This is a genomic window from Nocardioides sp. P5_E3, from assembly GCF_054049275.1.
Genome location: NZ_JBFUMR010000009.1, coordinates 124,309 through 133,889, shown reverse-complemented (window position 1 = coordinate 133,889; position 9,581 = coordinate 124,309). Strand labels below are relative to the sequence as shown.

Below are 9,581 nucleotides of genomic sequence, written 5' to 3'. Positions count from 1 at the left end.
CGAGCGTAGCCGCCCTCAACGCGGCAGATCCGGGCGAGCGTAGCCGCCCTCAACGCGGCAGATCCGGGCGAGCGTAGCCGCCCTCAACGCGGCAGATCCGGGCGAGCGTAGCCGCCCTCAACGCGGCAGATCCGGGCGAGCGTAGCCGCCCTCAACGCGGCAGATCCGGATGCTTCATCGTGACGACCGCGCGTGCACCGCATCCGCGTCGACGTGCACTTGGGCGTCAGTCGGAAAACAGCGCCCTGTTCTCCTCGATCCACGTGATGTCAGCAAGTTCCTCTTTCTCGACGCTGCCCTCGGCGACCCATGTCTTCTGGGGTTCCTGTCCTTGGGCGGCGAGGAACCGGACGTGCTCGCTGGTGTATCGGATGCGTTGGACGACGGTGTCAGCGACGTCGAAGTCGGCCGGGGTCCCGTAGGCGTCGAGGAAGGCCCCGATGCGCGCTCGCCGGTTGGGGATCTCCGGGAAGTGGTGCCAATCGAGGGCTGCCTGGTCGTCCCGGATCGGGGCGAACCACTGGAGGGCGTACGCCACGTCGCTGAGCCTGGGAGCGCGATGAAGGAAGTCCCAGTCGATGAGCGTGACGGCCTGTCCGTCCCGCCAGACGAAGTTCCAGGGGCCGGGGTCGCCGTTGACGAAGACGTCGCCGCCCTCGGCTCCCGGTGCGGCGAAGACGGCGTCGTCGGGTGGGACCCAGTCAGCGGAGGCGTCGTGGATGCGCCGTAGGAGGCGTGCCGCCGACCGCAGTCCCTGCTCGTCGTGCTGGTGCTTCCACCCGTCTCCGCCGCTCTCGCCCTCGATGAAGCGGAGCGTTTCGGTTTCGCCGTGCAGCGACACTGGCTCGGGGACACAGTCCAGGCCCTTTGCGCGAAGRTGCCGCAGGAACGAGTGCACGGTTGGGGTGTGTGGTCCAGCGGGTCGAGTGACCGTTTCGTCCGTCAGTTCGATGGCGCGGAACTGCTCGTTTACCTCTGCCGCTCGGTTCAGCACCTCGTCGTTCGCCACGCAATCACCCTCACACGAGCAATGGCTCAGCCACCAATGAGTTTCGCGGACCCGCCCGGATCTCGGCATGCGTGCGCACTCATCGCGGCAGATTCGTGCGTCTAGGCCTCCCCGCCACGACAATGGCTCTGAGCTGGACGCCGTCCGAACGGAGGGACCTCAGTGTTGACGCTCGACGGCTACCTGCGCCTACTTCCCAAGGTCGAGTTGCACTGCCACTTCGTGTCGACGATGCCGGCGACGCTGCTCTTGGAACTCGCGGCCGCGCAAGGAGTCGAGCTGCCCACGACGGACCCAGAGCGGCTGTTTCAATTCAACGACCTGGCCGACTTCCTGGTCGCGTTTCGCGCCGCGCACGCGTCCGCCTGCCATCCGGGGGCTCTCGAGCGCATCGCCTACCAGGGCGTTCGGATCGGCGTGGAGCGCGGGAACCTGCAGTACCGCGAATACTTCGTCAACCCCCAATACTTCGCCGGTCACGGCTTGTCCTACCGGCAGGTCATGGAACCGATCGTCACGGGCCTGCGGGCTGCGAAGGTCGACTACGGGGTCGGGTTCCGGCTGATCGCGGCGATCAACCGCCGCGATGGTGGCACGGCCGCCCGCGAGCTGGTGGACACGATCGTCGCCAATCCGATACCTGAAGTAGTTGGCATCGGTATGGACGACCTCACCATCGAGGGCCAGGAGGATCCCCGTCAGTTCGCGGACGCCTATGCCATGGCTCGCCGACACGGCCTGCGCACCTGTGCCCACGTGGGCGAGACCCCGAAGTCCACTCTGGAGGACGTGCGTTTCGTCCTCGACGAGCTCGCCGTCGATCGCATCGACCATGGCTACCGGATCGTGGACGACCCCGCGTTGATGGCCAGGGCGCTCGACCTGCAAAAGTTCTTCACCGTCACCCCGGTCTCCACCACCATCTGCTCAGGCTGGCCGCTAGATCCGGGTCACCGGATTGCGGCCATGATCCGAGCCGGGCTGCGGGTCACAATCGCCACCGACGACGCCATGTTCTTTCGCACCGACATCGGACGGGAGTACCGCGAGGGCCTCACCGCGATGGGTTTCGGTAAGGACGTCGCGGCTCACATCGCGCGCGACGGTGTCGAAGCCTCATGGTGCGACGACGACGAGCGCGCCGCGATGCGCGCCTCGTTCGCCGGGCAGATCGCCGCGCTCGACGCGGCCTACGCGGAGAACGGGCACTGACCGGCGGAGCGGTGCTCGCTCCTCGCCCAAGGCACAGCACGAATGCTGATTGCACCCGAACACTCCATCGCCGAGCTGAACCGTGAGTGGGTCCGGTCCATCCGTACGGCCACGACGGTCGGCACAATGCTCGCTCATCGGCAGATCCGCGCGCTCATCGCGGCATGTCCGTGCGACGCGACTCGGGAGAGGCACTCTGAATCGGCTGCTGGCGCAGACCCCACCCGGGGGCCACATTCGATGTGATCCGGGAGCCATCGAGCGCACCCTTCCGTTGGCCAGCGAGTAGCGCAGCGCGTAGGGAGGCATCATGACCGGCATATCAATAGCGACCTCACGGCGCCGTCCCGTGAGCTTCTAGACGCGGCGCCGCTGAACGAGCATCCTCGAAGTAGAGCAGGGAGGGCGTCATGGCGAAGAACTGGCGATGCGTCATTGGACGGCACGCTTGGCACAAGTTCGAGACGCCCAAGGGCGAGAAGTACGCCGAGTGCAGCAGGTGCGGGAAGCGCGATTGGCACCAGGACGAACCGCCGCAGAACGAGTGGCATATGCCCCCCAGCTACGGCGGGGGCAGCGGCTAGCGGGTGGAGCAGGCTCCTAGGCTGCAGGCTTGCCGTGCGATGAGGCGTATAGACGGTGCCTGTTCTCTAGGTACGCGTCTGCTGCGCGAAGAACTGATCTCTCACAGAACACGCAACCGCTCCCCATGAGATCGAAATGTACGCCGCGCCCACGCGACCGCATCTCGGCAGATCCGGTAACTCGCGGGCGGCGCCATCAAGCGGCAGATGGACGCGGGCCCCTTCGGGGTCGAATCGGTGACCGCGAGTCGCGAGCACACGTCGTGGACAGTGCCGCGCTCGGTGGTGCCGCACTCATTCGGCGGTGGCGTTGATGGCCAGACGCAATGGAAGGTGCGTGCGGGCGTCGGTTGCCGCTCGGCGCAGGAGTCGTCTGCCGAGGGTGCCTTGGTCCTGGCGGACCGCGGCCTGTGCCCCCCGCCAGCGGCAGTAGGCGGCGTCGTGTGGGCGATCGCGTTTGCCCCAGGTTGTGGCCGCGTCCGTCCAGGCTGTTACAGGGTCGGTGTGCGTGATGCGGGCCAGCTCCGCATGCCAGAGCGCTTCCCATGCGGGCACGAGGACTCCTGTCGCTGCCGAGCTGAAGGGGTCGACGCGCGCCTGCGCGAGCAGCGCCACCAGTTGTCCTTGCGTCGCGTCCCGCTCGGCGCTCGAGGCATGGTCGAGATCCATGAGGTCCGCGTACGCGCGAGCGCACCACGCGAGCGTGGGCGCGGCGGTTCGCGCGTTGTCGGTGGGAAGGGTGTCGGCCAGCGTCTCCTTGAGTAAGGCGATCGCAGCGCGCGGAGATCCGGCCCACAGATGTATTTCGGCGTAGTGCGGGACCACCTCGGCCCAGTTCCCACCGCCGCGACTGCCTTGCGCTGCCTCGGCTGTTGCGCACCGCCGCAGAGCGGTCGCGACGTTTCCACGACGCAGTTCCACGGCCGCGTAGGTGATGTGTGAAATCGCCGTGTTAAGTGTCGGCGCGTCGCGGATGTCGGGCTCGAGCACCTGCGCAGCCCGGTCGGGGTCGCCGGTGCGAAGGAAGGCGTCAGCAACGTTGCCCCGCAACGCGGATGCGAGGTGAGACGTGTCGAGTCCCCATTGCGCTGCCAGCGTCAATGGTTGTGCGGCTACCGCGGCCAACGAGGCTGGTGGGGCGCCCGTGTGCAGCAGGATGTCAGTAGCGTTGACGGCGAGAAAGAGGTCTACGTACGGGTCCGCGCCGGGGTCGGCTCCGGGGTCGGCGGCGGCACGTGCATCGCCGACGAGTTCCTGCGCGCGGCCGTATTCCCCGTCGATCATCGCGTACCACGCCGACCATGTGAGCACTCGTTGCCGGCGACTTCCGCACGCGTGCCCGGTGAGCAGCTTCTGCGCGCGCGTCAGGTCGGCGCGGCAATCGTCGTAGCGACCGACCTGCGACAGAGCCCCGATCCGTGTCAGGAGCACGTCCACCAACTCGTCCGAAGGGGGTAGCACGTCGACCAGGTCTCCCGCTGCGTCGAGGAACGCCAACCCTTCGTCGAGGTCGCCGCCGTACATGTGTATCCCTCCTGCCAGTCGGAGCACGCGCACGCGCGCGGCGGCATCGAGGTCCATAGCGAGGGCTTGGTTGATCAGTGCGAGAGAAGTTTCGATGTCCTGGCTGTCGGCAGCCGCGTCTGCTGCCTCGCACATCATTCGCCACAGCGGGACCTCGACGGCCCGGTCGGTCAGGTCACGTAGCACCAGGGCGCGCCGCCAGTTCTCGAACGACTCGGCTGCAGCCTGCCGCTCGCGCGCCCGCTGGGCAGCGGCGATCCGCCACACGATCTCCTCATCGAACCGGGAGGCCTCTTGCCAGAGTCGGGCGACCTCACCGGGCTCGACGTCGGGACGCGCTGCCAGTACGGCCGCGAGGGCGACATGCACGGTGGCGGCTTCCCCGGGAAGAAGACGGCGTCTGATGGCATCGCAGAACAACGGGTGGGCCAACGCCACACGCTCGGTCATGCCGGTTCGCAACAGGCGGCGATCCGCCAACCCAGCGAGCCCGCGCAACTGCTCCTCGGCCGACAACCCTGAGGCCTCCTGAAGCGCATCCGGAGCCAGTGGCCGTTCGGCGACCCCCAGGACTCGAGCCACGTGCCACGGCTCATCCTCGAGCTGGCCGAGCCGGAGGTCGAGCAGGTCGACCAGCTGCCGCGGAACCTCGCCGTCAGGGGCGCCTGCCAGCTGGTCGGTGTACAGCGGTAGTCCCTGTCCCAGCGCCTGGATGCGGTCGACGACGGCCTCAGACGGTGCGCTGCCGTAGGTGAGCCGCAGCTGACTGGCCGTTTCGTCCCGGGTGAAGGTCGGCAGCAAGATCGAGTTAACGGCGCGGCTCCGGCGAATGCGCGCCTCCCACGCGCGGTGTGTCGAGGAGACGTCGGGGTCGTCGAGTCGCCACGTGCCCACCAGTGGCAGGCTGAGCCTCCCGCTCAGGGCCTGCTCCACTAGGTCCAGGGTGGGCATGTCGGCCCAGTGCAGGTCCTCGAGCAGCAAGGCCATGGGCCGTACCCGAGCCAGCGCCCCCAAGACTTCGACAATCGCCGTGAACATGCGGTGGCGTGCGAACTCCCCGGTGGCTTCTTCTGCAGCATCGGGGAGAGCTCGGGCAGCAAGGGGGCCAGGGCCTTCGTCACGTACGGCCGGCAGTGCGTCAGTGCCTGGCCGAGCCATCGGCCGTCGTCAGCTCCGGCCATCGTTCTGAGGGCATCCGCAATGGGCATCAGCGGCACCGCAGCGGACAAAGGAAGGCAGTGCCCGATGGCCACGAAGATGTCGGTTGATGAGCGGGCAGACTCGACAAGTACGGACTTGCCGATGCCCGCCTCCCCGACCACGAGGACAAGGCCGTCACCGCCTTCGAGATGACGTCGCAGGGCAGCAAGCTCGACTTGACGTCCAGCGATGCGAGTCACGTCCCTCGTCTTGCCGACTGTCGGTTCCGTGGCGCTCACCCATAGGGCGTGGAAGCGGGCCACGTCGCCGTCCATGACCTGGACGAGCAATTCCAACGTTCCCCACGACGGGAGGGCCGCGGTCGAGAATGTCTTCGAGACGGTGGTATGGGAGACGCCCGTGGCCCTCGCCAGCGTGCGCAAGGAAGGCCATCCAGCCTCGTGGTGAAGGGCGTGAAGGGCGTCGACAAGGTCGCGGTGCGCACCAAGTGGCACGTTCGGGCGTGGCAGGGCGCTCATCCCACCTCCCTCAACCGCACGGCTGGTGTCGATCCCAGAATCGACCGAGCCCGGCACCATGTCTAGGGCGGCCACCGAGCTCGCCGGCAGGCGGCGGTTAGACGCAGGTCGAACTAGCCGGGGCGGCGGTACGAGCTCCTCCCGGCCGCAGCACTGGCGGGCCAACGCGTCCGCTCGCGAGCCCGCGGGTTCGCCCGCTGTCGGGGTCACGACAAACCTTCAGTCGCGAACCCGCTCGGTGCAATAGATGCAAAGCCCTTCGAGTTCGTGGCACCTGCCCAGCTCGTGCATCGTGACCGCGTCCACCTCGTCTTCTGCTGCTGCCGTCAAGAGTTCGTCAACCGTCGCCGGCATGTCGTCGTAACGGTCCCCGTCGAAACTTTCGTGTTCCACCATGGCAAGCATTCTGGCTGGTCCTGATTGCGAGCGTGTCTCCATCCAGTAGTGCCTCCGGCGTCAAACTGAGATTGAGACACCCGCGCCCGGAAGAAACCGCTGTACATGGCGCTTGCATCTGACCGGCAAGTCACTTCTGGGCGGCGTCCGGCCGATCGGTCTTCACGCTCGGCAATCGGCGGTATGACGCGCCTAGAACGCACCTTCTTGAACGCCGCGTACGGCCACCGCTCTGGGTGTCCCCCCACCTGTCGGAGCAATGGCTTAGGTTCAGTCTCCAGTCCAGCGACAAGGAGACCGAGTTGACCGAGCCGCGCAAAGACGCGCGATCTGTGTTCGTCGTCCACGGGCGCAATGAGCCGCTGCGGAAATCCATGTTCGAGTTCCTCCGTTCCCTGGACCTGACCCCCATCGAGTGGAGCCGCGCGGTGGAACTCACCGGGCAGGGCTCCCCGTACATCGGCGAAGTCCTAGACCTAGCGTTTGACCAGGCGCAAGCGGTGGTCGTGTTGCTGACCCCGGACGAGGTGGCTTATCTCCAGCCCCGGTACGGCGACGGCGCCGGTGACCCTGAGACCCAGCCCTCGACCCAGGCTCGGCCGAACGTGCTGTTCGAGGCAGGGATGGCCCTGGGGCGCGACGCGTCACGCACTGTGATCGTCGAGGTCGGCGAAGTGCGGCCCTTCTCCGACATTGCCGGTCGGCACCTGATCAGGCTAAACGACAGCGCGCCCGCACGGCAGGCGCTCGCGAAGCGCCTGCAGACGGCGGGCTGCGCGGTCGACACCAGCGGGACGGACTGGCTAGCGACCGGCGACTTCACGGCGCCTCCGCCTCCCGGCGACGGCCTCACCTTGGGGCGTCGGGTCCCGTCCGCCGCTCCACCTCGACCATCGGTCGACTTCGACATCAGGTACCGGTCAATGGGCGGGCGAAGCCTTGGCGGGCACCTTCAGATCATCAACCGGGGAGTGGAAACGGCGTACGACGTCAGGATCTCTTTCCCAACGGATGCGGCTCTGCAACTACGCGAGAAAGATGATCTGATCGCGAAGATTCCGGGCGGGGGAAAGTCAGTCACCCTGTCGACATTGAACCGAGGCGGTGGTCGCCTTGGTGGCGGGTTCGGAGACGTTCGCTTCGACGTCACAGTCACCGCACGCACCGAGTCCGGCGAATCCGTCCAGCAAGATGTTTTCCTCGATATCAACGGTTAGGTCAGGGGCAATGAACGATGAAGTAAGTATCCCTATCAGCATCCCGTTGGATGCGGACGGGTTCCTGCGACGCGAATGCCCCACTTGCGAAGAACAGTTCAAGTGGTACAGCCACAGCGAGGGCGACACGGACGCCGAGCAAGTTGACCAGTACTTCTGTCCTCGGTGCGGCGCACCAGCGGGCGTCGACTCCTGGTGGACCCCCGCGCAACTTGACTTCGCACACGCCGACGCGGCGCCCGCGATAGACGACCTCGTCAACGAAGCACTGGATGACATGTTCAAGGGCCTCAAGTCCAGCAAAACCGTGAAGATTGAGCGGACCGGTAGGTACAGCAGCGAGACCCCTACGCCAGAACCGCTTCACGAGCCGAACGACATGATCATCATTGAGCCTCCGTGTCACCCCAACGAACCAGTCAAGGTGCCGGGTACGACGATTGACCGCGTCTACTGTCTGATCTGCGGCAGCCCGTTCGCCGTCTAACCTAAGGATCTACGTGACTGATCGGCGAGCCGTGTTCGTGGTGCACGGGAGAAACACCCCCGTTAGGGACTCGATGTTCGCGTTCCTTCGCGCTCTGGGCCTCAGACCGTTGGAGTGGGACACGGCCATCGGCCTCACCGGAAAAGCATCTCCGTACATCGGGGAGGTCCTCGATGCCGCCTTCCACAACGCAGGAGCTGTGGTCGTTCTCATGACTCCGGATGAAGTCGCCTACCTTGACCACCGCTGGGCGTCTGGCCCGAAAGATGACCAGACGAATCCCGCCCCGCAGGCTCGACCAAACGTCTTGTTCGAAGCGGGAATGGCACTCGGGAGGAATCCCGATAACACGCTCCTCGTAGAGGTCGGTAGCGTTCGTCCGTTCTCCGACGTTGGAGGCCGCCATGCGATTCGCCTCTCCAACGATCCATCCTCGCGCCAGTCCTTTGCGACCAGGTTGCGCGGTACGGGCCTCGATGTAGACACCGGTGGCACCGACTGGCTGACAGTCGGCGACTTCACGGCCGAACCGCCGGGCGCTGGTCTGCCTATGGGACGCCGGATCCCGTCAAACGCCACCTCACCCCCCGCGATCGACTTCGGGCTCGGCTTCCACAGAAGGTCGGGGTCCAACGCCTTCGACAAGCTGAAGGTCATCAACCGCGGCACCGAGGTCGCGTACAACGTCTCGCTTGCATGGCCGAACGACGCCGCACTGGAATCTATGGATGAGGGCACTTTGATCGAGAAGATTCCGGGCGGCGGAAGATCCGTCACCGTGGAGGTCTGGAACAAGAACCGAATGTTAGGCGGCGGAGGAAAGGGTGCCTTCGACGTTACGGTTACGGGCTACACCAGTGAAGGTGAGGCCATCAGCCAAGAGGTTTTTCTCGACGTCAACGGCTGACGGGCCATCCTGCTAGTGGCTGCGACGCCTGAAGTGGACCCCCAGACCAACGCCCCGGGGAAGAGGCGATGGTCGCCGAGGGTCCGGATGCGGGTCGGATGCTCGAGCTGGTGACCACCACAGCACTAGCCCATTGTGGGCGAGGTGGGACACGCCCAATGGGTGCGGGCGGTCAGAGCCGCGACATGAACCGCTCGGCGTCGACGACGACCCGCGTGATCTCACCGGCGGCGAGGACCTTACCGCTGGTGGTGTCACGGGCGCTGACGGTGAACCGGTGGAGGCGGCCGTCCTCGTAGGCACTGGACGCGCTGACCTCGACCTCGGCGCCCACCGGGCTCGCCGCGAGGTGCTCGACCTGCACCCGGGTACCAACGCTGGTCGAGCCCTCGGGCAGCCTCGGTTCGAGGCTGACGCAGGTCGCGGCCTCCAGCCACGCGAGCAGTCGTGGCGTACCGAGGACGGGCAGCGACCCGCTGCCGACTGCCGCGGCGGTGTCGTCGTCGGTGACCACGTAGGTCAGCGTGGCGGGCTCGAGCTGCGGCATGGGTGGGCCTTCCGGAGTT

General features: G+C 66.4%; 9 protein-coding genes. 4 read left to right on the top strand and 5 right to left on the bottom strand.

Translation table 11 applies throughout. The features are described from left to right. Positions 1-226: 226 nt before the first annotated feature. Positions 227-1,009 carry a phosphotransferase gene (locus tag ACXJKB_RS07865; protein WP_457187073.1) on the bottom strand — a complete coding sequence of 261 codons (783 nt, stop codon included), beginning with the start codon at positions 1,007-1,009 and terminating at the stop codon, positions 227-229. A gap of 162 nt (positions 1,010-1,171) precedes the next feature. Here ACXJKB_RS07865 and ACXJKB_RS07860 point away from each other — a divergent pair, with 162 nt between their 5' ends. Then, positions 1,172-2,221 (top strand): adenosine deaminase family protein, encoded by a 1,050-nt coding sequence (locus ACXJKB_RS07860; protein WP_457187071.1) that lies wholly within the window; start codon positions 1,172-1,174, stop codon positions 2,219-2,221. A gap of 878 nt (positions 2,222-3,099) precedes the next feature. On the opposite strand, the gene ACXJKB_RS07855 is transcribed toward ACXJKB_RS07860, so the two are convergent. From ACXJKB_RS07855 to ACXJKB_RS07845, 3 genes are all read right to left on the bottom strand, one after another. Further along, the gene (locus ACXJKB_RS07855; RefSeq protein WP_457187069.1) at positions 3,100-5,316 is read right to left on the bottom strand and encodes a hypothetical protein; all 2,217 of its coding nucleotides are present in this window, start codon (positions 5,314-5,316) and stop codon (positions 3,100-3,102) included. Continuing rightward, positions 5,262-5,804: an AAA family ATPase gene (locus ACXJKB_RS07850; RefSeq protein WP_457187077.1), complete on the bottom strand. Its 543-nt coding sequence runs from the start codon at positions 5,802-5,804 to the stop codon at positions 5,262-5,264. The genes ACXJKB_RS07855 and ACXJKB_RS07850 overlap by 55 nt, the downstream gene beginning before the upstream one ends. Positions 5,805-6,227: 423 nt before the next feature. Further along, positions 6,228-6,404, bottom strand: a complete 177-nt coding sequence (locus ACXJKB_RS07845) for a hypothetical protein (RefSeq protein WP_457187067.1) — start codon at positions 6,402-6,404, stop codon at positions 6,228-6,230. Between the two features lie 302 nt (positions 6,405-6,706). Here ACXJKB_RS07845 and ACXJKB_RS07840 point away from each other — a divergent pair, with 302 nt between their 5' ends. Genes ACXJKB_RS07840 through ACXJKB_RS07830 form a run of 3 tightly spaced genes read left to right on the top strand, consistent with a single transcriptional unit; the run spans position 6,707 to position 9,015 of the window. Continuing rightward, positions 6,707-7,621, top strand: a complete 915-nt coding sequence (locus ACXJKB_RS07840) for a TIR domain-containing protein (RefSeq protein ID WP_457187065.1) — start codon at positions 6,707-6,709, stop codon at positions 7,619-7,621. Between the two features lie 10 nt (positions 7,622-7,631). Further along, on the top strand, positions 7,632-8,108 hold the full coding sequence (locus ACXJKB_RS07835; RefSeq protein ID WP_457187063.1) for a hypothetical protein: 477 nt from the start codon (positions 7,632-7,634) through the stop codon (positions 8,106-8,108). A 13-nt stretch (positions 8,109-8,121) separates the two neighbouring features. Continuing rightward, positions 8,122-9,015: a TIR domain-containing protein gene (locus ACXJKB_RS07830; RefSeq protein ID WP_457187061.1), complete on the top strand. Its 894-nt coding sequence runs from the start codon at positions 8,122-8,124 to the stop codon at positions 9,013-9,015. 172 nt (positions 9,016-9,187) lie between these two features. Here ACXJKB_RS07830 and ACXJKB_RS07825 read toward each other — a convergent pair whose 3' ends face one another. After that, positions 9,188-9,562, bottom strand: a complete 375-nt coding sequence (locus ACXJKB_RS07825; RefSeq protein ID WP_457187059.1) for a thioesterase family protein — start codon at positions 9,560-9,562, stop codon at positions 9,188-9,190. Positions 9,563-9,581: the final 19 nt, after the last annotated feature.